22 protein-coding genes are annotated in these 23,877 nt (G+C 52.8%); 20 read left to right on the forward strand and 2 right to left on the reverse strand.

All coding sequences use genetic code 11. The features are described 5' to 3' along the window. The first annotated feature begins 363 nt into the window (after window positions 1-363). From rfbF to GO984_RS22735, 12 genes are all read left to right on the forward strand, one after another. The gene (gene rfbF, locus GO984_RS22680) at window positions 364-1,131 is read left to right on the forward strand and encodes a glucose-1-phosphate cytidylyltransferase (protein ID WP_157024820.1); all 768 of its coding nucleotides are present in this window, start codon (window positions 364-366) and stop codon (window positions 1,129-1,131) included. Beyond that, complete coding sequence (rfbG, locus tag GO984_RS22685; RefSeq protein WP_157024822.1) at window positions 1,113-2,177, forward strand: CDP-glucose 4,6-dehydratase; 1,065 nt, start codon at window positions 1,113-1,115, stop codon at window positions 2,175-2,177. Before rfbF ends, rfbG begins: the two co-directional genes overlap by 19 nt. Continuing rightward, window positions 2,174-2,716, forward strand: a complete 543-nt coding sequence (rfbC, locus tag GO984_RS22690) for a dTDP-4-dehydrorhamnose 3,5-epimerase (protein ID WP_157024823.1) — start codon at window positions 2,174-2,176, stop codon at window positions 2,714-2,716. The genes rfbG and rfbC overlap by 4 nt, the downstream gene beginning before the upstream one ends. Next, the gene (locus tag GO984_RS22695) at window positions 2,713-3,933 is read left to right on the forward strand and encodes a class I SAM-dependent methyltransferase (RefSeq protein WP_157024824.1); all 1,221 of its coding nucleotides are present in this window, start codon (window positions 2,713-2,715) and stop codon (window positions 3,931-3,933) included. The genes rfbC and GO984_RS22695 overlap by 4 nt, the downstream gene beginning before the upstream one ends. Further along, the gene (locus GO984_RS22700; RefSeq protein WP_157024826.1) at window positions 3,930-4,763 is read left to right on the forward strand and encodes an NAD-dependent epimerase/dehydratase family protein; all 834 of its coding nucleotides are present in this window, start codon (window positions 3,930-3,932) and stop codon (window positions 4,761-4,763) included. The genes GO984_RS22695 and GO984_RS22700 overlap by 4 nt, the downstream gene beginning before the upstream one ends. Next, window positions 4,760-5,827, forward strand: coding sequence for a class I SAM-dependent methyltransferase (locus GO984_RS22705; RefSeq protein ID WP_157024827.1), 1,068 nt, complete (start codon window positions 4,760-4,762; stop codon window positions 5,825-5,827). The genes GO984_RS22700 and GO984_RS22705 overlap by 4 nt, the downstream gene beginning before the upstream one ends. Beyond that, on the forward strand, window positions 5,820-6,590 hold the full coding sequence (locus GO984_RS22710; protein ID WP_157024828.1) for a cephalosporin hydroxylase family protein: 771 nt from the start codon (window positions 5,820-5,822) through the stop codon (window positions 6,588-6,590). The genes GO984_RS22705 and GO984_RS22710 overlap by 8 nt, the downstream gene beginning before the upstream one ends. Before the next feature lie 136 nt (window positions 6,591-6,726). Then, window positions 6,727-7,602 carry a glycosyltransferase gene (locus tag GO984_RS22715; protein ID WP_157024830.1) on the forward strand — a complete coding sequence of 292 codons (876 nt, stop codon included), beginning with the start codon at window positions 6,727-6,729 and terminating at the stop codon, window positions 7,600-7,602. A gap of 457 nt (window positions 7,603-8,059) precedes the next feature. Continuing rightward, window positions 8,060-8,842: a transporter substrate-binding domain-containing protein gene (locus GO984_RS22720; RefSeq protein WP_157024831.1), complete on the forward strand. Its 783-nt coding sequence runs from the start codon at window positions 8,060-8,062 to the stop codon at window positions 8,840-8,842. A gap of 116 nt (window positions 8,843-8,958) precedes the next feature. Beyond that, window positions 8,959-9,606 carry an ABC transporter permease subunit gene (locus tag GO984_RS22725; protein WP_167740485.1) on the forward strand — a complete coding sequence of 216 codons (648 nt, stop codon included), beginning with the start codon at window positions 8,959-8,961 and terminating at the stop codon, window positions 9,604-9,606. Between the two features lie 19 nt (window positions 9,607-9,625). Then, entirely contained in the window at window positions 9,626-10,282 is a 657-nt protein-coding gene (locus GO984_RS22730) for an amino acid ABC transporter permease (protein ID WP_157024832.1), read from the forward strand. 17 nt (window positions 10,283-10,299) lie between these two features. Then, entirely contained in the window at window positions 10,300-11,073 is a 774-nt protein-coding gene (locus tag GO984_RS22735) for an amino acid ABC transporter ATP-binding protein (RefSeq protein ID WP_157024833.1), read from the forward strand. A gap of 9 nt (window positions 11,074-11,082) precedes the next feature. On the opposite strand, the gene GO984_RS22740 is transcribed toward GO984_RS22735, so the two are convergent. Beyond that, window positions 11,083-12,051, reverse strand: coding sequence for a LysR family transcriptional regulator (locus tag GO984_RS22740; protein ID WP_157024834.1), 969 nt, complete (start codon window positions 12,049-12,051; stop codon window positions 11,083-11,085). A 165-nt stretch (window positions 12,052-12,216) separates the two neighbouring features. On the opposite strand from GO984_RS22740, the gene GO984_RS22745 reads away from it, so the two are divergent. The 8 genes from GO984_RS22745 (at window position 12,217) to GO984_RS22780 (ending at window position 22,746) form a co-directional block, all read left to right on the forward strand. After that, window positions 12,217-13,554, forward strand: a complete 1,338-nt coding sequence (locus tag GO984_RS22745; RefSeq protein WP_157024835.1) for an aminotransferase family protein — start codon at window positions 12,217-12,219, stop codon at window positions 13,552-13,554. Between the two features lie 2 nt (window positions 13,555-13,556). Continuing rightward, a complete protein-coding gene (gene kce / locus GO984_RS22750; RefSeq protein ID WP_157024836.1) occupies window positions 13,557-14,483 on the forward strand; it encodes a 3,5-dioxohexanoate:acetyl-CoA acetone transferase in 927 nt (308 codons plus the stop codon). A gap of 25 nt (window positions 14,484-14,508) precedes the next feature. Further along, window positions 14,509-15,534 carry a histone deacetylase family protein gene (locus GO984_RS22755; protein ID WP_157024837.1) on the forward strand — a complete coding sequence of 342 codons (1,026 nt, stop codon included), beginning with the start codon at window positions 14,509-14,511 and terminating at the stop codon, window positions 15,532-15,534. Window positions 15,535-15,560: 26 nt separating this feature from the next. Next, entirely contained in the window at window positions 15,561-16,751 is a 1,191-nt protein-coding gene (locus tag GO984_RS22760; RefSeq protein ID WP_157024838.1) for an amidohydrolase, read from the forward strand. Then, entirely contained in the window at window positions 16,744-17,865 is a 1,122-nt protein-coding gene (gene alr / locus GO984_RS22765) for an alanine racemase (RefSeq protein WP_157024839.1), read from the forward strand. The genes GO984_RS22760 and alr overlap by 8 nt, the downstream gene beginning before the upstream one ends. Window positions 17,866-18,174: 309 nt before the next feature. After that, window positions 18,175-18,657, forward strand: a complete 483-nt coding sequence (locus GO984_RS22770) for a MarR family winged helix-turn-helix transcriptional regulator (RefSeq protein ID WP_157024840.1) — start codon at window positions 18,175-18,177, stop codon at window positions 18,655-18,657. After that, window positions 18,648-19,694, forward strand: a complete 1,047-nt coding sequence (locus tag GO984_RS22775; protein ID WP_157024841.1) for an efflux RND transporter periplasmic adaptor subunit — start codon at window positions 18,648-18,650, stop codon at window positions 19,692-19,694. Before GO984_RS22770 ends, GO984_RS22775 begins: the two co-directional genes overlap by 10 nt. 10 nt (window positions 19,695-19,704) lie before the next feature. Then, complete coding sequence (locus GO984_RS22780) at window positions 19,705-22,746, forward strand: efflux RND transporter permease subunit (protein ID WP_157024842.1); 3,042 nt, start codon at window positions 19,705-19,707, stop codon at window positions 22,744-22,746. A gap of 6 nt (window positions 22,747-22,752) precedes the next feature. Here GO984_RS22780 and GO984_RS22785 read toward each other — a convergent pair whose 3' ends face one another. Continuing rightward, entirely contained in the window at window positions 22,753-23,787 is a 1,035-nt protein-coding gene (locus GO984_RS22785; RefSeq protein WP_157024843.1) for an AraC family transcriptional regulator, read from the reverse strand. Between the last annotated feature and the right edge of the window lie 90 nt (window positions 23,788-23,877).

The following is a 23,877-nucleotide window of genomic DNA, read 5'->3' on the forward strand; positions in this document are numbered from 1 at the left end:
TTGATCAGACAACTCCTTTTGTCGGACGAGGCAAATCTAGTATAGAGGAGGGCTGATCTCACTTGAGCTCGCCGGTCTTCCTTGATCTGCCGTAGATGCCCAGTTTGAAACAAGACAGCTTTTTACACACCTGTGTGCCAAGGATACTGATCCGGAAATCCGTGAACGGCTCCTGAACGAAGACGGGCCCCACCTTCGGGTGAAATATTGCTGGCATTTTTTCACACAAAAAGGTAGAGAGCGGTGGAAAAACTGGGTGCTTACAATACTGGCGATCAGGTGCATTATAGCTGCACAATCAAGGCCATGATCGCTCTATTGTGACCCAGTATACAAACGCATTGAATGACAGGTTATCGAGCGATGAAATTGGTTATACTTGCGGGGGGGTTTGGGACACGCATTAGCGAAGAGTCACATCTTAAGCCCAAGCCTATGATCGAAATCGGTGGGCGGCCCATTATTTGGCACATCATGAAACATTACAGCGAACACGGAATAGATGAATTTGTGATTTGCTGTGGTTACAAGGGGTATATGATCAAGGAGTATTTCGCGAACTACTTCTTGCACATGTCAGATGTCACTATTGATCTTGCAACCAACGGGATGGAAATCCATTCCCGCCGGGCGGAAACTTGGAAGATTACTTTGGTCAACACCGGTGAAACAACGCAAACCGGGGGGCGGATCAAGCGCGTTGCGGATCATCTGGATGGGACGTTCTGTCTGACATATGGTGACGGAGTAAGTGATGTTGATTTGACTGCGCAGCTCGAACACCATCGCGGGCATGGGCGTGAGGCGACGGTGACCGCTATACAGCCTGCCGGTCGGTTTGGTGGACTCGCCATAGATGGCGGTTTGGTGTCACAGTTTCATGAGAAACCCGAAGGTGATGGAAGATGGATAAATGGCGGTTTTTTTGTCTGCGAACCTGCTGTTCTTGACCGGATAGCGAACGATCAAACCGTGTTCGAAAAAGAACCCTTGGAAACGCTTGCTGCGGAACGACAGTTGTCAGTCTGGAAGCACAGTGGCTATTGGCAGTCGATGGATACTTTGCGTGACAGAACCACGTTGGAGGAGCTTTGGGCAACTGGACAGGCGCCATGGAAAACCTGGAAATGAGTAACTTCTGGGACGGTAAGCGCGTTCTTGTCACGGGGCATACCGGGTTCAAGGGGAGCTGGCTGTCTTTCTGGTTGAAACGGCAGGGGGCTAATGTTGCAGGTATGTCCTTGATGCCTGACACAGCTCCTGCACTTTTTGACCAGCTTGAGGTCGAAACGCTGGTAGACCACATGATTGGCGATATTCGGGATGCAGAATTGGTTGCCCGACGGGTTGCCGAGGTTGAGCCAGATGTCGTGTTTCATTTGGCAGCGCAGCCACTTGTCATAGAATCCTATGCCACTCCATTAAAAACTTGGCAAACGAATGTCATGGGATCGGTCCATATCATGGAGGCCCTTCGCAACTTAACTGGCCGCTGCGCGGTGGTGATGGTTACGACTGACAAAGTTTACGAAAACCATGAAGATGGCAAGCCATATGACGAACAGCACGCTCTTGGCGGGCACGATCCGTATAGCGCCAGCAAGGCGGCGATGGAGATAGCGGTTTCGAGCTGGCGGCGATCTTTTCTGGGTGGTACTGACATTAGAATGGCTTCGGCACGCGCTGGCAACGTTATCGGCGGGGGCGACTGGGCTGCTAATCGGATTGTGCCTGATATTGTAAGGGCGCTAAAACGCGGACAGCCAATTGATGTCCGTAATCCCAACGCGGTGCGGCCGTGGCAGCATGTTCTGGAGCCGTTGGCAGGCTATCTTGCTCTAGCAGAAAAGCTCTGGTCTTCAGACGACCCGGTGTATCAGTCAGGGTTTAATTTTGGACCGAATCCCAAAGATGCGCGCCCGGTCGGTGATTTGGTGACTGAGGCGTTGCGGCATTGGCCCGGACAATGGGTGGATGCGTCGCCAGAGGATGCAGTACATGAAGCCGGGCTCCTCAGTCTTGATCCTGCTAAATGCGAGACTCTTCTAGGGGTCAGGTCTCGATGGACGTTTGAACAAACCATCAAGCATACTATCAACTGGTATCGCGCGGTAGGCAGCGGCCAATCTGCAATCGACATTACGGCTGCTCAACTTTCAGATTTTGGTGGGCTATGATTTTCAAGCCACTTTCGCTCGCAGGCTCTTTTGAAGTGCTTCTGGAGCCGCGTGGCGATGAGCGTGGCTTTTTCTCACGGTTTTATTGTGACGAAGAGTTTTCTCATCACGGCCTCAACTCCGATTGGGCGCAGATGAACATCTCGCTTACCCGTGGCGCCGGCTCGTTGCGCGGTCTCCACTTTCAGCGTGGTGCCGCCGCTGAGGTTAAGCTGGTAAGATGTCTTCGAGGGCGGGTCTATGATGTCATTGTCGACCTTCGCGAAGGATCTAGTAGCTTCGGCCGACATGTCGGTCTAGAATTAGACGCTGACCGCCGAAATTCGGTCTACATTCCAGAGGGTTTTGCTCACGGCTTCCAAACACTGGAAGACGAAGCCGAACTACAATATCTCCATTCTCAACCGTATTCAGCGGAACAAGAAGGAGGGGTGAACTTGATGGATAGCAAATTGGAAATCAATTGGCCGTTGCCACTTGCACAACTGTCCGATCGGGACAAAAACTTGCCAACCCTAACGGAGATCTTGCCGCTATGACGCAACTCTGCCGCCATTGTGCCGCTCCACTGGAAATTCGGTTTTTGGATCTTGGTTTTGCGCCACCTTCAAACGCCTATTTGAAGCCGGAGGATCTGCAAAAACCGGAACTGACGTTTCCGTTACGGCTGCTGGCATGTGGAGAATGTCGTCTCGTACAGACCGAAGATTTCGCCGCAGCTGATGCACTGTTTACCGACGATTACGCATATTTCTCATCGACATCTCAAGGCTGGCTGGATCACGCGGCGCGCTATGCTGACATGGTGATTGAGCGGTTTGGTTTAGGGGCAGACAGCCACGTCATGGAAGTTGCATCAAATGACGGCTATCTGCTGAAGAACTTTGTGAAGAAGGGCATCCCTTGCCTCGGTGTCGAACCGACTGAAAGCACAGCCGCCGCCGCTCGGGCTCAAGGTATTCCAGTGTTGCAAGACTTCTTCGGCATGGACCTCGTGGGCTCTTTGGATAAGGCAGATCTGATCGCAGGTAATAATGTCTATGCACACGTGCCCGATATCAACGATTTTACCGCAGCCCTAAAGGCGGCCCTTAAGCCGGAAGGGGTGGTCACACTTGAGTTCCCGCATCTGATGCGTTTGGTTGAACTTCGCCAATTTGACACGGTTTACCATGAGCATTTTTCCTACCTGTCTCTGTTTGCGGTCAATCGGGTCTTTGCTGCCGCGGGGCTCCGAATTTTTGACGTCGAGGAATTGCCGACACATGGTGGTAGCTTGCGCATTTTTGGGTGCATCGACTCGGCGGAGCATATGCAATGCGCCTCGGTTGCTGCTCTCATTGAGCGGGAACATTCGGCCGGTATGGATCTCGATGATTACTATCTGTCATTCCAGTCAAAAGCAGACGACGTGAAAAACGATTTTCTCAGGTTCTTGTTACAAGCGAAGGCTGAAGGGAAATCAGTGGCTGGCTACGGCGCTGCAGCCAAAGGGAACACCATCATGAATTATGCTGGCGTGCGTCCTGATCTCGTTCCGTATATATGTGACGCTGCTGCTGCAAAAATTGGCAAACTTATGCCTGGAAGCCATATCCCGATTTTGGAACCTGCGGCATTGCGTGAAAACCGTCCTGACTATCTGGTCATTTTGCCTTGGAATATCGCCGCTGAAGTCAAAGTTCAATGTAGTGACCTTGCTGCGCTTGGAACGCGTTTTGTTACAGCGGTGCCACAGCTGGAGGTGTCGGATTGAGCCGAATTCTGATTACCGGTGCTACAGGATTTGTCGGTTTACCAGTTGCACAAAAACTTGCCGCTGCTGGCCACGACCTAACTTGTATTGTCCGTCCAGGAACAGAAAATAGGTTGCACGGGTTGAATACTCATGTCCTCCACTGTGACGATGTTTTTTCACAGTTGCCAGAATGGTGGGCTAGCACGCTCGCGGAGTTCGACACGTTCGTGCATCTTGCATGGTACGCTGAGCCGGGAAAATACCTGACCTCAAGTCGAAATTTGGATTGTCTGGCTGGAACACTTTCGATGGCGAAAGGTGCCGCAATTTCCAAACTTTCACGGTTTGTGGGAGTCGGTACTTGTTTTGAATATGACCTGACAGCAGCCGAGTTGTCGGTCGATACCCCGCTCGCGCCCACAACGCCGTATGCCGCGGCTAAAGTCGCCGCATTTACCATGTTGAAATCTTGGTTTGCGACAACAAATGTAGAGTTCCTCTGGGCTCGATTGTTCTATCTTTATGGCGCCCGCGAGGATGATCGACGACTTGTCCCGTATCTACACAGTCAACTGAGCAAGGGACAGACCGCTGAGTTGAGCAGTGGGACTGCGGTGCGGGACTACCTGAATGTTGAGGTCGCTGCGGACTTGCTGGTAGAGGACATCACCAGCCAGAGGGTTGGCGCGACAAACATTTGCGGGGGGAAAGGCGTCACCATTCGAGCACTTGCAGAAGAAATTGCAGATCAATATGGACGTCGCGACCTGCTCAAATTTGGGGCGCGCCCGGACAATTTAACAGATCCGCCGATTGTAGTTGGCCGAAGAATGGAAACTTCAAAATGACACAGCCCGCAAAAACTCGTTTGTTGTATTCACAAGATGATTTCCCTGTCTTCCAGAACCGCATGTATAACAGTGCCCAAGAAGCACAGACCTGCCCTCGGGGCGACATCCGTATCGTCGAGGATTTGACGTCAGGACTGATACGAAACGCTGCGTTTGATCCAGCCCTAGTCGACTATGATCCCTCCTATCAAAATGAACAGGCCAACAGTGTGCCGTTCCGCCAACATCTGAATTGGGCTGCTGATCTAATTTCCGAAAAAATTGGGCTTGATGATTTGGTTGAGGTGGGATGTGGCAAAGGAACGTTTCTGGAAATGTTGGCGGAACGCGGCGCGTCGATTACCGGTTTCGATCCCACTTACGAAGGAGACAGCTCTCTAATCCAGAAGCAGTATTTCGGCCCAGACTTGGGTTTCTCAGCTAATGGGCTCGTTCTGCGCCATGTTTTGGAACACATTGAGGATCCATATTCGTTTCTATGTGATCTGCGTGATGCTAATGGTGGTAGAGGTCAGATTTACATCGAAGTCCCATGCTTTGACTGGATATGCGACGGGCGGTCATGGTTTGATATCTTTTACGAGCACGTTAACTATTTCCGTTTGTCTGACTTTCATAAAATGTTCGGTAAGGTAACCGCGATCGGACGGTGTTTTGGAGGGCAATATCTCTATGTTATTGGTGATCTTTCGAGTTTGCGCCCACCAGAATTTGATCCGGACACTCAGGTGAGTTTTCCTGAAGATTTTACTGCATCCTTGGAAAATAGTGCCGCGATCCCTGCGAAACGTGATGTTGTTTGGGGGGGGGCTTCAAAAGGTGTGATTTACTCCTTGTTACGTGAACGGGCTGGTTCTCCAGTTGAGGCTGTCATCGATATTAATCCAAGTAAGCAGGGCCGCTTTTTGGCGGGAACTGGGTTACGCGTTTGTGCGCCTGAGGACATTCTGCCGACGCTTCCGCAGTCAACAAGAGTCCTTGTTATGAACCCGAATTACTGCGAGGAGATTCGGAAGATATCAAACGACCAATTTACATATGTTGAGGTGGGAAATGACTGAGTTTAAGCAAGAGATGGCAGACCGCATCTCGGACATGATGGAAAATAAGCCACTGAACGACATGGCACTGGGATTTCTGCAGGCAACGACCCAGCCGAAGTACTCATATAATTTCCATTGGCAAGACCGTCCGATCATCCAATACCCTCAGGATATCGTTGCGATGCAAGAGTTGATCTGGAGCGTCAAGCCGGATCTGATCATCGAAACCGGCATTGCGCATGGTGGCTCACTTATCTTTAGTGCATCTATCCTGGCCCTTTTGGATATGTCTGAAGCGATCGAGTCCGGTGAGATGATGGATCCTTCTAAGTCTAAGCGTAAAGTGCTTGGCATCGATATCGACATTCGCGCCCATAACCGCGAAGCCATTGAGGCGCATCCAATGTCCTCTCGTATTGAGATGATCGAAGGATCAAGCATCGATGCAGATATTTTCGCTCAGGTTCTCAAGGCAGCTGAAGGCTACAAACGTGTTCTGGTTTGTCTGGATTCCAATCACACACATGACCATGTCCGTGCCGAGTTGGAGCTCTACGCCCCTCTTACATCAGTAGGCAGTTACTGTGTTGTGTTCGATACCCTGATTGAGGATATGCCAGCGGATGAATATCCAAACCGCTCTTGGGGGCCTGGTGACAATCCCAAAACCGCCGTTTGGGACTACCTAAAGGACCACTCCGAATTTGAGATCGATAAGAGTATCCCGGCAAAATTACTTATTACCGTGGCCCACGACGGCTTTCTCAAACGAGTTCGGTAGTCGCTACTAACGACAACATTTGCTTGCTCGACGCTTGGCCCTATCTTGGTCCAAGCGTCGCTCGACTTTGTTCGAGGGGCATTTCTTAAATATCCAAAAATGCTGGGTATTCTTTTGGCTTCAGAGAGTTGACCCAATGACCAGAAATACTGACCTGAAACTTAGTGTTGGCATGCCTGTCTACAACGGGGAAGCTTATATCGCCGAGGCGATTACCTCGCTTCTAGAGCAGACACGCGGCGATTTTGAGCTGATCATCTCGGACAATGCATCTACTGATAGCACCTCAGATATAATAAAAGAATTTGCCAAACAGGACCCCCGAATACGGTTTTTCCAGCAGGACCGAAACCTTGGTGTGGTCGCTAATTTCCACTTTGTTTTGGACAAGTCCCAAGCGTCGAATTTTATGTGGGCAGCTGCCGACGACGTTTGGGACCGTCGCTGGGTCGAAGCCCTATTACCTCTGGCTCTTGAAAGGCCATGCCTTGCCTATGGCCGCTTGATGACAATTGATGCCGAGGGAAAAAGGCTTACCCATCCGGCGAACGATAGAGCGTTTGAATTTTCTGGTAACCGTCTGGGCCGTAGGCTGCGCTATTTCCTGATGCCGGGGCTTATTGGAAAGGCTAATCCGTTTTACGGAATTTTCCGCCGCGATAAAATTCCGGCGGACTTCTTTGAAATTGTTTCGGCGGGCAAACTCGGTGTCGATGTATTGGCGCTGTACCATTTTCTCGCACAATCTGAAATCGTATCTGGTGGCGAAGTTTTTTTATTGAAACGTACTCATGATCAGAGTGTTGCCAATGATGACGCCTCTAGAAGCGGTAGTCGTCTCCCATTGCGTGCCCGTTTGTTTCGAAAAACCCAACTGCTTGATTTCCTAGAGCTTAGTACACCTATCGAAAAACTTCTTTTGGTGGCGCTTTGTCCGTTAGCCTGGGTTCTTAGAAAAAGGGCGCAGAAAAATTTTTCACGTGACCTGCGAAACAACATCCAGCCGCGATAGCGACCGCTTTGGCCGTCGCACGCAGAGTAAGACGTGAGCTGTTGGCCTTTTTGATGTTAAACAAAGATTGAATATTCTCGAGATGAGCTTGTGTATGATGTTGCACTCAAGCTCCCATCTTCGCGGATCCAGTCTCAGAGAGAGATATGGTTGGCGGGGCGCACAATTCTTCAATTGGGATGCGAGAGGCTATTGTGAGCTTGATCGAAGTGGACAGTCGTCAAACATTGGACCTGAAAGAGGCTTTGAGTGCTGTAAGAGTGATTTTGTAAGCCTCAGTTCAGGGTGAAACCTATGTTGGTGACATCACCCCATAGATAGAATCTATATTTCAAATTCTTGATATCTATTTGCTCAATGGGTGGGCGTATGCGAGCGTCGTGCGAAACGCCCGGGGCTTCGGTTGAAAGGGCGAAAGAAACAAAATCACTGACCTAAACTGACAAGGGGAAAGACGATGACAACGCGTAGGGAATACATAAAAACAGTGGTAGCGGCAGGTTTTGCCATCACAGCCAGTCTGAGTGCCGCTAGTTTTGCTGTAGCAGATGAAATGGCCACGATCAAAGATGCCGGTGTTATGCGTATTGCGATGAGCGGTGCCTATCCTCCGTTCAATTTTGTAAACGACTCGAACGAAGTGGTTGGTTTTGACCCAGCAATTGGTGCTGAGATCGGAAAGCGCATGGGCATTGAGGTGGAAATCGTCACCACTGCCTGGGATGGCATCATCGGTGGTCTTCTGGCCAATAAATACGACGCTATTGTGGGTTCCATGTCGATCACAACAGAGCGGGAGGAAGTGGTTGATTTTGTCGGTCCATACTACACCACAAAACGCGCAATTTTTGCCAAGCCTGGTGGCCTGACATCGGCGACAGAGCTGGCTGATGCCAAGGTCGGCCTGACACTTGGGGAAACCCACGAAGCATGGGCGCGTGAGCAAGGCTATGATGTGCGAACCTACAAAGGCCTGCCGGAGCTGCTGCTGGAACTGGAAAACGGCCGGGTGGATGTGATTGTGAACGATTCAATTGCTGCAATCCTAGCCATGAAGGAAACGGGTCAGGATTACGTGATGATTACCGATCTTGAGACCGAGGAGTTCGGCGCAGGAATTGCTATTCGCAAAGGCAACCCAGAACTGGCCGCCGCGATGCAGACTGCACTTGATGCGATGATGGCCGATGGCACCTACGTTGAGATTGCCAACAAATGGGTCGGTGGCGACATCCGCTAATTTAGTACAAACCGCGCCCTGCCTACCGGTTTGGCAGGGCGGTGTTTTATGTCGTTTGCACCTCCCCAAACTGCCAAGATAAAGTTTTTAAGTGACTGTTCAGGAGCAAGACCACAGTGGACTATGAGCTGATGCAACGGGTCTTTCCTTTCTTTTTGGAAGCGGCCTGGATAACCATTCTACTATCGGTACTTACGGCTGTACTGGGCCTGATCTGCGGCATCCTTGGCACTGCGGCGCGGCTGTCGAGATTTGTGGTCTTGCGCTTTCTAGGCGCGGCATATGTCAGCCTGTTCCGCGGCACGCCGGCGCTAATTCAGTTGTTCATCCTGTATTTCGGCGGACCACAGATTGGCATTCAACTGGACGCGTTTGAAGCTGGGGTGATTGGGCTGGGTGTGAACGTCGGTGCCTATATGACCGAGACCATGCGTGGCGCTATCATAGCGGTCGACAAAGGGCAGGCCGAGGCTGCACGCACGCTTGGAATGAGCCGTTGGCAGGCTATGCGCAACGTGATCCTGCCGCAGGCGATGCGCCTGATGATCCGCCCCCTTGGGGTGAACCTTAACGCGCTGATCAAAAGTACCGCGCTGGTGGCTGCGATTTCAGTGGTAGAGTTGACCTACACCGCACAGCGCTACATCGGGTCGACCTACAAGCCCTTCGAGATGTTTCTGATCGCGGGCGTTCTGTACATGATCATCATCTACATTGTCGGGGTGGGCGTCGCTTTGGCCGACCGCAAAGCACGCATCACTTAGATCGGGAAAGGAAGGTCTTATGGGGTTAGATTTTAGCGTTATACCAAAATATCTCGATATCGTGCTGCTTGGCGCTGTTTGGACCATTGCCATCACGATTGGGGCCGCTGTGGTCAGCTTCTTCGGAGGCATTCTTTTAGCTGTTATCGCGCTTTATGCGCCCAAGATCATACGCTGGCCGTTTCAGGCATTTTCGTTTCTGTTTCTCGGTACACCGCTGCTGTTGCAGCTGTTTCTGATCTACTTTGGTCTAGTGCAGATTGGCATAGATGTGCCTGCCTTTATGGCAGGTGTCATCGGATTGGGCCTACATTTTGCTGTCTATAACTCCGAACTGTTCCAGACCAGTATTCTGGCGGTAGACAAGGGCCAAGCCGAGGCTGCACGTACACTTGGGTTGAGCCGGATGCAGACGCTCCGCAAGGTGGTTGTTCCGCAAGCTGTCCGCGACGTGATCCCGCCCATCGGCAACAACATGATCGCCTTACTGAAAGACTCGGCCCTGGTGTCAGTGATCGGTGTCTCCGAGCTGACGTTGTCTGCTCAGCGTGCCATAGGCAGCACCTATCGACCGTTTGAATTCTATGTGTTGGTGGCTGCCATCTACTATATCATTAATCTCGTCATGGAAGCTGTCTTGCGCCACGTAGAACGCCGCATACAAGTTTCGCGATGACCGGGAAGGAAAGCAAAATGAGCAACCCACATCCCTTTGTCGATATCCGCCACGCTCAGAAAAGTTTTGGAACGCTGGAAGTTCTGAAAGACATCAGCTTGCAGGTAGATCGTGGCCAGATCGTTGCAATTATCGGTCCATCTGGGTCAGGCAAAAGCACACTGTTGCGGGCGATCAATGATTTGGACCCGCTGACAGGTGGTGAGATCTGGCTTGAAGACAAACAAATCAACAAGTCCCTGCCGTATCGTCAATATGAAAAGAACATCAATGACGTGCGCCAAGAGATTGGCATGGTGTTCCAACACTTCAACCTGTTTCCACACCTGAAGGTGCGCGAAAATGTGACCCTGGCCCCTAAGATGCTAAAGGGGTTATCTGATACTGAAGCCAATGCTCTGGCAGAAGAGCAGCTAACGAAAGTTGGAATGATTGAGCGGATTGATTATTATCCCTCGCAGCTATCAGGCGGTCAAAAACAGCGGGTTGCCATTGCGAGAGCCCTGGCTATGAAACCGAAAGTGATGTTGTTTGACGAGGCGACTTCGGCGCTTGACCCTGAATTGGTCGAAGAGGTGAACCTGGTCATGAAAAAGCTCGCCGAAGAAGATATGACCATGATCATTGTTACCCATGAAATGGGGTTCGCAGAGAGCGTTTGTGATCGGGTGTTGTTTATGGACCAGGGTGTCGTGGTCGAAGAAGGCCCGCCTGACGTGATCTTTCGCAACCCAAAAAATGAGCGTACCCGGAATTTTCTGCGCAAACATCTGGCTGGGGCGGCAAGCTAAGGCGTTTGATTATCTATAGCTGCGATCCTCAAGGGGAGTGCTTTCAATGACTTCCAGCAAGCCATCCAGCAAGATCTGCTCGGCCCGGTTCTTGACTGCCTTCTCACTCCAGACCAAATAGACGTCAATTGCAGGCAGGTCTTCGTAAGGTGGGACCTGCCAAAGCTGCTCATCATCTACATCGCGAGCGGCAACATGCACCGGCAGCGGGCCGACACCTAACCCGGCGACAATCATACGCCGAACCTCTTCCAGATGGCTGGATACACCGGTGATTTTCTGGCCTAACGCAACCTGTGCCCGCATCACCGTTACGGCTTTCAGCACATCCTGTAGCCGGTCGGTTTCAAAGCTGACTGAGCCATGGCCTTCAAGATCTGATATTGCCAAATTTTCACGTTTGAAGAGTGGGTGAGGCGGTCCGCAAAACAGGCCAAAGTATTCGCGAAACACCCGGCGGTATTCCAACGCGGGGTTGTGATCCCCGACAAGGCAGATCGCAAATGAAGCGCGCTTGGCGGCAACTTCAGCAATGGCCTTTGCACTCGACTGCACATCGATGGTCAGCGTGGCGCGGGGATGTGCGGTGTGAAATTTTGCCAAAGCCTGATCAATTAGCGGGCTTACTACGTGGCTTGCCATCGCGATACGCACGTGCCCGCGCACATCGTCGGTCATTTCACGCATGAGTGTCGATAGGCGTAAAACTGAGCCATTGATCTCTACTGCTTCGCGATACAACAACCGTCCTGCTTCGGTTAGGGCATAGTGACCGGGTGATCGGTTTATCAACTTGCGTCCAAGCCGGTCTTCCAGCCGTTTCAGGGCAGTTGACACAGTCGGCTGTTTGAGCCGCAATTGACTTGCCGCATCAGTAACAGAATGACTTTCGGCCAACACAACAAACGTACGCAGCAGGTTCCAGTCTAGCTCCCGTGCAATACGTTCAGGATCGAATTGTGGGGAGTTCTGGGTCATAGCCGCTCTCAATATCTGGAATTTCTATTATCTATTTGAACTATACTATCTCCTCTAGCATGCTTTCAGCAAGATCGCCTTTGGTGCTTTGTCAGCGAGAAACTTGGTTTCGCAACGCTGGAACTTTGAACAGGAAAGGCGCGACCTAAAACCAGAAAGCAGACTATGAGCAACCTTTTTTATCAGGCACATGGGCGTAAACCCGTTCTGGATCAGGCCCGTGGTGTCTATATGTGGGACCAAGAAGGTAAACGTTATCTGGACGGCTCTTCTGGTGCCATGGTTTGCAATATTGGTCACTCGAATGAAAATGTACTGACGTCGATGCGCCGCCAGATGGAGAAATCAACCTTTGGTTACAGGCTGCACTTCGAAACCGAAGTCTCGGAGCAATTAGCGGCCAAACTTACGGATCTAATGCCTGACGGATTGAACAAGGTGTTCTTTGTCTCAGGAGGTTCAGAAGCCGTAGAAACCGGGTTGAAGCTGGCACGCCAGCATGCGGTTTCGACAGGGCAAAGCAGCCGCTGGAAAGTGATTTCACGCACACCCAGCTATCACGGTTGTAGCTTGGGCGCACTGGCTGTCACGGGATACAGGCCACTGAACGAACCCTTTGTACCCATGATGCAAGAAATGCCTAAAATACCTGCTCCACGCGCCTATCTTGATGGATTGGATGCAGAGGACCCAGACACCGGTCACTTTTATGCAGATATGCTCGAGACGAAAATTCAAACCGAGGGCCCCGATAGCGTTTTGGCTTTCATTGTTGAACCAATAGGAGGGGCGTCAACTGGTGCCTTGGTGCCTCCACGTGGTTACATGGAACGGATCCGCGAAATTTGTGATCGTTACGGCATCTTGTTGATCATGGACGAGGTGATGACCGGTGCGGGCCGAACAGGTAAGTTTCTGGGATCTGGTCACTGGACTGCCCAACCCGATATCGTGGTGATGTCCAAGGGGTTGGGGGCAGGGTATATGCCATTGGGGGCGGTGATTGCCAAGCAACAACTGGTTGAATCTGTTCTGGATGCGGGTGGCTTTGCGCATGGCTTTACCTATGCCGGCAATCCACTGGCCTGTGCTGCTGGTCTTGCTGTGATCAATGAAATTGAGGTGCAGGGGCTTTGTGACAACACCACTGTGATGGGCGACAGGTTGTTGGCGCGGCTTAGCGGCTTGATGCAGAAACATGAGCTGATCGGTGATGTCCGCGGCAAGGGGTTATTGACGGCGTTTGAGTTCATGGCCGACCGCGAGAGCAAAGCACCGCTTCCGACCCATTTGAATGCCCACCAACGTTTTGTCGATTTGGCCTATGCACGTGGGCTGATCGTTTATTCCCGGCGAACGCGGGATGGTACAGAGGGCGATCATATTCTGGTCTGCCCCCCGCTGATCATAAATGACCAACATATTGACGAAATCATGGACTGCATGGACGCAAGTATGGTGCAGCTCAGCCAAGATATTCATGCCGACCTGAAGGCAGGATAATCATGACCAAAATTCTGATTTCCTGCGCGATTACCGGTTCAATTCACACGCCTTCGATGTCGCCCTATCTGCCAATCACCCCCGATGAAATTATCGAACATGGGCTGGGAGCCGCTGAGGCGGGGGCATCGGTTTTGCACCTTCATGCTCGCAATCCTAAGACCGGCCAACCTTCTTCGCGTGAACAGGACTTTATGGCGTTTCTACCCCGGCTTAAACAGGCAACTGACGCGGTGCTCAACATCTCGACAGGGGGAAGTGCCACCATGACTCTGGATGATCGGCTGACTGCACCAAAACGGGCAGAACCAGAAATGTGCAGCCTGAACATGGGCAGCATGAATTTTGCACTTTATCCCGCAGCAGAACGCATCACCGATTGGAAGCACGATTGGGAAAAGCCGTTCTTAGAAAACTCAGATGATCTGGTTTTCAAAAACACCCCCCGTGACATGGCCCGCATACTATTCGAGATGGGTACTAAACGGGGGGCACGGTTCGAGTTTGAATGCTATGATATTGGGCATCTCTACATGCTCAAACACTTTGTGGATCGAGGGCTGGTGCAGAAACCACTGTTTATTCAATTTGTCTTTGGGGTGCTAGGCGGAATGGGGCCAGACCCCGAGAACCTGATGCATATGAAAATAATCGCCGACAAGTTGTTTGGAGAGAGCTACATGTTCTCGGTTCTGGCGGCAGGCCGCCACCAGATACCGTTGATCACTATGGCGGCCACGATGGGCGGACATGTCCGTGTCGGCCTAGAAGACAGCCTGATGATATCGCGTGGAATTTTGGCCAAAACCAACGCCGAACAAGTTTTCAAGATCCGGCGGATTGTCGAAGAACTGGGTCGCGAAGTCGCAACCCCAAATCAGGCCCGCGAAATGTTGGGCCTGAAAGGTGCTGATCGCACTGCGATCTAGAGAAATAAACGAGCAGGACAGGCACATGAAAGCGATACTTGACAACCGACAGTGGCACCATGATCCGAAACACTTCATGGCCAATGGCAAAATTTTACCAAACCCGGAACAGCCCAGACGTATAGAGGTTCTGCAGGGCGGAGCAGAAGCGGCAGGTTGTGAGTTTGAGGCACCCGATGATGCCGGGCTTGGTCCGATAGCTGCGGTTCATACATCGGAATATTTGACCTTTCTGCAAAATATCTACCGCCGATGGCAATACATTGATGGTGCCGGGGACGAGGTGATCCCCAATATTCACCCGGCGCGGCGCAACGATGGCTACCCTAAATCCGCGACCGGCCAATCGGGCTATCATCAGGCCGATACCGCCTGCCCAATTGCACAAGGGACATGGGAAGCGGCTTATTGGTCGGCTCAATCGGCAATCACTGGCGCGGATCATGTGATTGGCGGCAACCAGTCAGCCTATGTATTGTCGCGCCCTCCAGGGCACCATGCGTTTGGCGATATGGCCGGTGGATTTTGCTTTCTCAACAACTCCGCCATCGCGGCAGAACGCTTGCGCACGACTGGTTTGCGCCCAGCAATTGTTGATGTCGATGTCCATCACGGCAACGGAACTCAGGGCATTTTTTATGAACGGGACGATGTGATGACGGCATCAATTCATGCCGATCCAGATCGGTTCTATCCGTTCTTTTGGGGGCATGCGCAGGAACGCGGCGAGGGTCGTGGACTTGGTTGTAATCTCAATCTGGCTTTGGCGCGCGGTACTGATGACGAGGGTTTTCTAAAGGCGCTTGGAACCGCGCTTGAGCGGGTGTCGATGCATGGTGCGGATGTACTGGTTGTTGCATTGGGGCTGGACGCCTCGATTGATGATCCTTTTCAAGGGTTGGCAGTGACGCAAGACGGTTTTGCCCGCATTGGTGTTGCATTGGCGGGTCTTGGTCTGCCAGTGCTGTTTGTGCAAGAAGGTGGCTATCTCAGCGATAGTCTGGGGATCAATCTGACGCGTGTTTTGGACGGATACCAAACCGCTGTTTAAGGTTTCAGGACGTGAAAGGATATCACATGGCACTTGCCCTGTTGGATGAACAGATTACCCAATTGGTCGCGTTGCGCCGTGCCTTGCACCAAAAGCCTGAAGTGTCGGGAGAAGAAGAACAAACAGCAGCCCGCATTGTGCAAGAGCTTGAGCGGGCAGGGGCTGACCACATCTGGACTGGGCTTGGTGGTCACGGAGTTGCTGCGGCGTTTATTGGGGCGCAAGGCGGTCCAACTATCATGATACGTTGTGAGCTGGATGGTTTGCCCATTCAGGAGGTGTCAGATGTGCCTTATCGCTCAAAGGTTGAGGGTAAGGGGCACCTTTGCGGTCATGACGGGCACATGGCGATGGTGCTCGGCGTAGCCTTGGCAATGGCAAAGCGCCCTAAACGTGGGCGGGTGATCCTGCTGTTTCAGCCAGCTGAAGAAACGGGAGCAGGGGCAGCTGCGGTAATTGCTGATCCGCGTTGGCCGGAGATCAGGCCAGACTATGCATTTGCCTATCACAACGTTCCGGGCCGTCCTTTGGGGCAAATTGGCTTGTGCAGAGGGACTAGCAATTGCGCGTCGCGGGGATTGAAGATTGCGTTCACTGGTCGGACTTCGCACGCAGCTGCGCCCGAAGATGGTGTATCGCCTGCGTCTGCGATAGCGGAACTGATGCAAACATTACCAGAGATCGGAACGGGTGGAGAAATGCATGCCGATTTCGCTCTGGCAACGCTGACACATGCCAGCTTGGGTGAACCAAGTTTTGGTATTTCCCCTGGCTCCGGCGAGTTGCGCGTTACACTGCGCAGTCAAACAGATCGACGCATGGAACGGATGGTCTCTGATGTGGAAACACGCGTTGCTGCAGCGCTCGACAGGCTGAGCTTTCTCTCTGCGGACACCTCCTGCCATGAGGTGTTTCTGGCAACTGTAAATACAGACGAGGCAGTCGAAATCGCAGCACAGTCTGCAACAAAGTTGGGCTTGGAACAGCGCGAGATGATCACCCCAATGCGCTGGTCCGAAGACTTTGGTCGCTTCGGGCTGGACGGTGCAAAGTCGGCGATGCTCTTTATCGGATCGGGGGAAGATCAGCCGCAGTTGCACAATCCAGATTTTGACTTTCCCGACGCGCTAATTCCGATTGGAGTTTCGCTGTTCGTCGAGATTGTCGACCAGATCCTTTCAGATCCCAGTCAAGCCAACACCTCGCCAAATGGCTGACGCGGCAACTGAGAGTTCTTGGTGTGAGATTTCGGTACCAAAAATTGCAGGAAACCTGCTGAGCACCCTCAAGCGAATGCCAGACAACACACAGCTTTGCGCTGTCGTTAAGTCGGATGCCTACGGACATGGGATTGAAAATGTGGTGCCGTTGCTGATGGAACAAAATATCGGCTGCATTGGAATTTCCTCAAACGCCGAAGCGCGTGCCGTACGTAGTGCTGGTTTTGCAGGCAGATTGTTACGGTTGCGGACGGCCACACCGCAGGAAGTTAAGAGCGCCATAGGTGATCGCATAGAGGAAATGTTTGGGGCTCCAGCAGCTGTGCGGAGCTTGATTGAGACCTTGGGTCAAGAGGCTCTTCCAAAGTTGCATATCTCATTGAATGCGGGCGGTATGTCCCGCGACGGGCTCGAGCTTTCAACGGCGCGTGGCCGTGCAGGCTTTTTTGAGATGTTGGAATTGGTTCCCGATCAGATTGTTGGATTGTGCACACATTTCCCGTCAAATGAACCAGTAGAGCTGGCTGAAAGCATTCAGCGCTTTCATGATGACCAAGCTTGGATATTCACCAATTGCGATCTGCGACGACAAGATGTTCTGGTTCATGCCGGTAGCACGCTAACGCTACACTCAGGGCAGGACCCGAAGGCTGATATGATGCGATGCGGGGCTATCTTGTATGGCATCGCGGGGCCGCGCCCAGATTTTCAATCAGCTCTCGCTTTGAAATCGCGGGTGGTCAGCATCGGGGAATACCCAAAGGGGAGTACTATAGGCTATGACCGGTCCTGTTGCCTGAGCGAGGACAAGGTGCTGGCCAGTATCGCATTAGGTTATGCAAACGGGTATTCGCGTCGATTTTCAGACGGCGGCGAGGTCTTGATCAGGGGGCAACGCTTGCCGGTGATGGGCAAGATTTCAATGAATACAATAGTCGCAGATGTCACCAGCCTACCTGCAATTGATGTTGGAGACGAGGTCGTTGCCTTTGGCCAGCAGGGTAGTCAGGTGATCAGCTCTGTCGCAATTGAAGATCTTACTGGGACAATTATGGCCGACCTATACGCTGATTGGGGTCAGCGAAATGCACGTGTCGTCATCCAGCCCTAGCGGTCGAAGTTCCGTGCAGTTTAGGGCTGTTTCTGAACCATTTCTCGTTCCATATGTGTGTCCCCCCCATCCCGAAAACGGTTGCAAGCCAGGTCGTGCGTGGTTGAAACGTTTGGCGCCTATTTGCGAAAAGGGAAGGCTGTTCGTTGTGCGCTTGGCTATAGATTGTTTTGTGGAATGGCGGATGAAGCGGTTGGTTTGACGATTTGTGTGTGGTGGTTCGCTCATGTGCACAATGCATATTTACTTCTCAAGTCATAAGGTTCACAAGTCGAAGTAAATCGCCGTGGTGCCAATGTGAGAAGAACTATGAGTTTGGATGAAACTGACACGGCGTTTCAGGCGCTAACGATGGAAATTCGCGCAATTTTGGGTGTTTTTGCGCTCTACGGGAAGTTGGACGATAGCATCGAAAAGATGAATGACGATCCAAAATTGGCCAAAATGGAGCGTCGCATGATCATCCGGTTGGACCGTCCCAGACGTATGGGGTTGCTTGCACAGATGATGTTGACCGTTCCGTCTGCTGTGACTGCCTCGGCTGATAGCTTGGAAGAAAAGGGTCATTTACTGCGGCGACGGGATCCAAGTGACAAGAGAGCTTGGCTGCTGGAGTTGACTGACAGTGGCAAGGACATACGTCGCGAGATGGAACAGATGGCGGGCGTGATGTTCCGAGAAGCCTCCGGGTTGAACGAAGAAGAGATACAGATCTTTTCGGTACTGGCTGGAAAAATCTACGACAACGTAATTAAAACTGGCCTGCCGGAAGGACTAAAAGCATGCGATTGATGACACCCCTTTCGGCGGTTCTGGCGGCGACATTGATGGCCGTGCCTTTGATGTCTGTGGCCGAAGCGCTTCCAAAACCGGTAAAGCTGATGACCACGGAAACTGGGAAAGCCCATCTGGAACGCCAATTTTTTGGGCAAGTTGCGGCCAAACAAACGGTGGACCTGGCATTTCAAGTCAGCGGGCAAATCCTCAAATTTCCGGTGGCTGAGGGAATAATTGTGCCGACCGGCGCATTGATTGCCGAGCTGGATTTAGAGCAGTTCGAACTAAAACTGGAACAGGCGAGGCTGCAAAAAGAACAGGCAGATCGTACGGTTACTCGGATGGCCAAGCTGGAAGGTACTGTAAGCAAAGTCGCAAGTGATGATGCTATTACACAGGCAGGGTTGGCGGCGATTGCGGTGCGAGACGCCGAGTACGCTTTGCGGCAGGCGACGATGAGAGCCCCATTTGACGCACTGGTTTCCAGCCGGGAAGTAGCGTTGTTTACCACCGTCAATGCGGGCACACCAATTGTCCGCATGCATGACATGTCCGAATTGCACATCGAGGTGGATGTCCCTGAGATCCTATTTCAGAAATCTGAAGAGGGTGATGTCTTGGCAATTACCGCAAGCTTTCCCGGGCGCGATGATGAATTCCCACTGCAAATTCTAGAATTTGATGCCGAGGCAAGCAATGTCGGACAAACCTATAAGGTAACCTTTTTGTTTGAACCGCCAAAGGACATGCAGGTGTTTCCGGGGGCCTCGACCACGGTAAAGGTCGTAGCGGACGCCGGAGAGGATATCATTTCACTGCCTGCAACGGCGCTGGTCAGCAACCCGTCGGGCCAAGTTGGCGCAATGGTGTTTTCCCCAAAGGGTGCAGATGAAGGACGCGTGACATGGACACCGGTTGATATTGAACCCACGCAATTTGGGGATTTCCGAGTGTTGTCGGGTCTTCAAGGGGGCGAGGAAATTGTCCTGACTGGTGGGGGCGCTTTGACCGATGGCCAATCGGTGCGCCGGTTCACCGGTTTTGCGAACTGAGGGCGGCGGTATGAACATCGCACGCGCATCTATCGACAAGCCACTATACACATGGCTGATCATGCTGATCGCCCTGTTAGGGGGGATCTGGGGGTTCACATCGCTGGGGCGGCTTGAAGATCCGGCCTTTACGATCAAGCAGGTCGTCATTGCCACCCAATACCCCGGCGCAACCGCCGAGCAGGTGGCACTTGAGGTGTCCGAGCCTCTGGAATCTGCCATTCAAAAGATGGCCGAAGTGAAGCTGATAACCTCGATCAACCAACCTGGGTCTTCGCTGATCGAAGTGGAAATGCAGGACATTTATGATGGCACCGAACTGCCTGAAATCTGGACCAAGCTCCGCGCGCGGATACGGGATGCGTCACGTGGATTGCCCGATGGCGTTGGCCAACCCTATGTGAATGACAATTTTGGCGATGTGTTTGGCCTGTTTTATGCGGTCACGGCCGAAGGTTTCACCGATGCCGAAAAGCACGAGCTGGCGACATTTTTGCGCCGTGAACTGCTGGCGGTAAGCGGCGTTGCGGATGTCGAAGTGTCAGGCTTGCCCAACGAGGCGATTTTTGTTGAGCCGGATCTGGCGATTTCGGTGAACCAGAACATTCCGATGGAAGCTGTTGCAAATGCCATTGCCACATCAAATTCGGTGCGCGCTGCCGGGACGCTGGATGCTGGACCAAGTGAAACGCGCATGTTGGCGCCGTCAGGGTCCGACAGTGTCTCTGAAATTGCTGGCCTGTCAGTTGGGGCGCAGGGTGAAGTTGTCAACATTTTTGACATGGCGTCGGTGCATCGAGGCCGGACAACGGATCCTAATTTAATCATTCGCTTTAACGGAACCGAGGCGTTTTCTTTTGGCATTGCCGGGCTTGCAACTGAAAACATTGTTGAAGTTGGCAAGCGGGTTGATGCCAGACTGGCCGAACTGGATGCCGATATCCCCTATGGGGTCGAGTTAGAGCCGATTTACCAACAGCATGTTGTGGTCGAGAAAGCCTCAAACGATTTTCTGATCAATCTCGCCATGTCGGTGACAATTGTGATTGCGGTTCTGGCGGTCTTTATGGGCTGGCGGGCTGCCATCGTGGTGGGCACAACGCTGTTGCTGACGGTTGTTGGCACGCTGTTGTTCATGAAGCTGTTTTCAATCTCGATGGAACGGATTTCGCTGGGTGCGCTGATCATTGCCATGGGCATGTTGGTGGATAACGCCATTGTGGTGGCCGAGGGCATGCAGATCTCGATGCTGCGCGGCAAATCCTCGCGCGATGCAGCAGATGAAGCCTCGGCCAAGACGCAGATCCCGCTACTGGGGGCAACGGTGATTGGCATCATGGCTTTTGCCGGGATTGGCCTCAGCCCGGATTCCGCTGGTGAATTCTTGTTCTCGCTGTTTGCGGTGATCGCAATTTCGCTACTGCTGAGTTGGGTTCTGGCGCTGACAGCCACGCCGCTGCTGGGCCACTACTTTTTCAAGCAAGGGAGAGAAGGCGCCACCGATGCCTATGGCGGGCTGTTGTTCCGCGCCTATGGCGGCACCCTGCGACTGGCGCTGAAACTGCGTTGGCTGGTTGTTGTTGGGCTGGTGGCCGTGACGGTGGTTTGTTTCATCGGCTTTGGTCAGGTCAAACAGCAGTTTTTCCCAAACTCAAACACGCCGCTGTTTTTTGCCCATTACAAACTGCCGCAGGGCACATCGATCCATACCACGTCTGACCACCTGAAAGTGTTCGAGGACTGGCTGGCCAAGCGGGAGGATGTGGTGTCGGTGACCAGTTTTGTGGGGCAGGGGGCGTCGCGGTTCATGCTGACCTATCAGGCGGAAAAGCCGAACCCCAGCTATGGTCACCTGATTATCCGGGCGCCAAACCTAGAGGCGATTCCGGCCATTCAGGCGGATCTGGAAGCCTTTGGCCAAGCACAGTTCCCCGAGGGTGAGTTCCGTACAAAACGGCTTGTTTTTGGGCCGGGTGGCGGCAATCCGATCGAGGCGCGGTTCTCAGGCTCGGATCCAAAGGTGCTGCGTGAACTGGGCCAAGAAGCGGCCGCGCGATTGGCGGCGGCATCCCCAAACATCCTGAGCGTGCGCACCAATTGGCGCGAACAGGAATTGGTGCTGAAGCCGGTCTATGCGACCGACAGGGCCCAGACGGCAGGCGTAAGCCGGGAAGACATTGCCGACACATTGATGTTCTCGACCGACGGGATAACGGGTGGGATGTTCCGCGAACGTGAGCGCCTGATTCCGATCATTCTGCGCCGCCCTGTGGACGGGGCCTATAACCTGATGGATCAGGTGGTCTATTCCAGTTCAACCGGACAGTTTGTGCCACTGGAACAGATGATTGATGGGGTTGATGTCGAGGTGCAGAACACGCTGTTCCACCGCCGCGACCGGGTGCCAACATTGACCGTCAGCGCCGATATTCCAGCAGATATGACTGCTGCGACAGTGTTCAATGAAGTTCATGAGGTGGTTGAGGCGATGGACCTGCCACCTGGCTACAAACTGGAGTGGGGAGGCGAGCACGAGAGTGCAGCGGATGCCAATGCCAGTTTGGGCGGGCAATTGCCGCTGTCCGGGCTGATCATGGTGCTGATCTCGGTGTTGCTGTTCAATGCCATTCGGCAGCCGATCATCATCTGGTTACTGGTGCCAATGTCGGTGAATGGCGTGGTGATTGGTCTGCTGGGCACCGGCCTGCCCTTTACCTTTACCGCCTTACTTGGTTTGCTTAGCCTGTCAGGGATGCTGATCAAGAACGGCATTGTGCTGGTCGAAGAGATTGATCTGGTCCGGGCCGAAGGGAAGATGATGCGCGACGCCATCGTCGAGGCCTCAGTATCGCGCCTACGTCCTGTTATGCTTGCGGCGGTGACAACCGTACTTGGAATGATGCCCTTGCTTAGCGATGCGTTCTTTAAGTCGATGGCGGTGACCATCATGGGCGGGCTGACATTTGCCACGGTGCTGACCCTGATCGCGGCGCCGGTGTTCTACCTGATCTTCTTTGGTCGCGAGGCCAGACAGGAAGCAAAGGCGGTATGATCGAAGTCAGCCTGACGGGTTTATTTTGTGTTGTTTTCGAAATTCTCCAGGCGTTCTGAGTGTCCATCGCTTGAACGCGCGGTAGAAGTTTGCCGATGAGGCAAATCCGATGTCTTGGGATATGGCTTCGATGCTTTTGGTGCCGTGCGCCAGATCGCGGATAGCGATGTCACGGCGCAGGCCGTCTTTGATGGCCTGAAAAGATGTTCCTTCCGCGTCCAGCCGTCGCATCAGTGTGCGGGGCGCGAGGTTCAGCGTCTGAGCCGTGCTTTCAAGATGCCCTTCCAGATGTTCGGACAGGAGCAGGATTTCGCGGACGCGCAGCAGGATGGCGTGTTCACGAAAGCTGGTGAAGATCCAGTCTCGTGGTGCCCTGAGAAGAAAATCCTGCATCTCGGCCTCGCTGCGTGAGACGGGTAGACTGCCCAAGCGGCTATCAAAGGCGATGAACGAATTTTCTTGGGCAAAGCGTATCGGAGCGGGGAAGAGGATGGGATAATCCTCTGCAAATGCCGGTCGGTCAAATGCGAAACCCACTTCGAATAAAGGCAATTCGCGGCCCACCAGCCAGGATGAAATACCATGCGCCAGTTTCAGCAGCAGCATGTGGCCAAACCGCTGTGGCTCCTGGGTACCACGCGGGGACAGACGCAGGTGCAAAGTCGCGCCCCCTTTTTCGAGGGTCAGGTGATGGTCATCAAGCAGCAGATTCCAGAAGGTGGTAAAGCGGTACAGTGCTGCCGAAAGGGAGGAGGCGCCTCGCACCGTGGTGCAGAGATGTTTGAGTGCGCCGGTCCGGATCGGGCGGCTCCAAAGCCCCATCATCTCATCACCTGTTTCGACTGCGACCAACTGGTAAAGCCGGACAATCTGATCATGGGTGACACGGGCACTGGGGGGCTCGGTCTCGGACAGACCGGTTTGGTCGAGGAACCTAACCAGTTGTGACGCCGGGCAATGGCGATGCAGAACCGTGAGCCAGTCGGAAAGAAAGGCATGTGAAACGGTTGGTAGAATGGTGGTGTTTAGGGTGGAGGTCATCTTGACCTTCATATGCCCAATTTTGTCACTTTAAGCAAGTTTTGGGTCTGTTGTGGCGATTGCTGGGTTGAGGTGAAGTTGTCTATAGAC

Source organism: Parasedimentitalea huanghaiensis (genome assembly GCF_009753675.1).
GTDB lineage: Bacteria > Pseudomonadota > Alphaproteobacteria > Rhodobacterales > Rhodobacteraceae > Parasedimentitalea > Parasedimentitalea huanghaiensis.